At 63.1% G+C, this 1,850-nt stretch carries 2 protein-coding genes; both read left to right on the plus strand.

The features are described 5' to 3' along the window. A partial coding sequence (locus tag FEM54_RS31665) for an ABC transporter permease subunit (protein ID WP_138454179.1) occupies positions 1–352 on the plus strand: 352 nt, incomplete at its 5' end. Positions 353–362: 10 nt separating this feature from the next. Next, a partial coding sequence (locus FEM54_RS31670; RefSeq protein WP_138454180.1) for an ABC transporter ATP-binding protein occupies positions 363–1,850 on the plus strand: 1,488 nt, incomplete at its 3' end.

The following is a 1,850-nucleotide window of genomic DNA, read 5'->3' on the forward strand; positions in this document are numbered from 1 at the left end:
CGCCGAGTTCCTGCGCGGGCGCAACCTGGAATACGTCAAGGCCGCACGCGCCCTGGGCCTGGGCGATGGCAAGATCATTCGCCGGCATATCCTGCCCAACGCCATGACCGCCACCTTGAGCTACCTGCCGTTTATCTTGACCGGGGCAATTTCAACCTTGAGCGCCCTGGATTTTCTCGGGTTCGGCATGCCCGCCGGCAGCGCGTCCCTGGGCGAACTGATTGCTCAGGGCAAGCAAAACCTGCAAGCGCCCTGGCTGGGCCTGACGGCATTTTTCACCTTGGCGCTGATCCTGTCGCTGCTGGTCTTTATCGGCGAGGCATTACGTGATGCCTTCGACCCACGCTCATGAGTAATTGCGTATGAACCTGATCGAGATCCGCGACCTCAGCGTCGCCTTCAGCGGCCAGACCGTGGTGAGCAAACTGTGCCTGGACGTGCGCCCTGGCGAATGCCTGGCCTTGGTCGGCGAGTCGGGTTCGGGCAAGTCGGTCACCGCCCACTCGATTCTGCAATTGCTGCCAGACGCGGGCACGCACACCACAGGCTCGGTGAAGTATCGCGGCCAGGAGCTGATCGGCGCGTCGACGGCCACCTTGCAAAAGCTGCGCGGCAACCGTATTGCGATGATTTTCCAGGAGCCGATGACCTCGCTCAACCCGCTGCACAGCATCGAAAAACAGATCGGCGAAACCCTGCTGCTGCACAAGGGCCTGGGCGGCAAGGCGGCGCAGTCACGCATTCTTGAGCTGCTCGAACTGGTGGGCATCCAGAAACCCCAGGAGCGCCTCAAGGCTTACCCGCATCAACTCTCCGGCGGCCAGCGCCAGCGGGTGATGATTGCCATGGCCCTGGCCTGCGAGCCGGAGCTGCTGATTGCTGACGAACCCACCACCGCGCTGGACGTGACCGTGCAGCGCAAGATCCTGCTGCTGCTCAAGTCGTTGCAACAACGCCTGGGCATGTCGCTGCTGCTGATCAGCCATGACCTCAACCTGGTGCGCAGCATTGCCCAGCGTGTCTGCGTGATGCGTGCCGGGGAGATTGTCGAGCAGGCCGACTGCGAGACGCTGTTCACTGCGCCGCAACACCCCTACAGCCGCCTGCTGCTGGATGCAGAGCCGTCCGGCGATGCGCTGTGCAGTGATGAACGTGAGACGGTGTTGCAAGTCGACGACCTGAGCGTGCAATTCCCCCTCGGCGGCGGGCTGTTCAGGCGCAAAACCTGGTTGCGCGCAGTCGACGGCATCAGCCTTAGCGTGCAGCGCGGCAAAACCTTGGGGATTGTCGGCGAGTCCGGCTCGGGCAAATCCACCCTCGGCCAGGCGATCCTGCGCTTGCTCGATTCCACCGGCAGTATCCGTTTTCAGGGTGAAGCCCTCGACCCGCTGAACAACCAGCAGATGCGCCCATGGCGCAAGCAGATGCAGGTGGTGTTCCAAGACCCGTTCGGCAGCCTCAGCCCGCGCATGTCGGTGCAACAGATCATCAGCGAAGGCCTGGAAGTGCACGCGCCGTGCAGCCTGGCCGACCGCGATGCGCAAGTGATCCAGGTGCTCAAGGACGTGGGCCTCGACCCCGCCAGCCGTCATCGTTACCCCCATGAGTTTTCCGGTGGCCAGCGTCAACGCATCGCGATCGCCCGCGCCTTGGTGCTCAAGCCTGCGCTGATGCTGCTGGATGAGCCGACCTCAGCCCTCGACCGCACCGTGCAGAAACAAGTGGTGGCGCTGTTGCGTGAACTGCAGGAAAAATACGGCCTGACCTATCTGTTTATCAGCCCCGACCTGGCGGTGGTGCGGGCCATGGCCCACGACATGATCGTGATCAAGGACGGCAAGGTGGTGGAG

The organism is Pseudomonas edaphica (assembly GCF_005863185.1).
Taxonomy (GTDB): domain Bacteria; phylum Pseudomonadota; class Gammaproteobacteria; order Pseudomonadales; family Pseudomonadaceae; genus Aquipseudomonas; species Aquipseudomonas edaphica.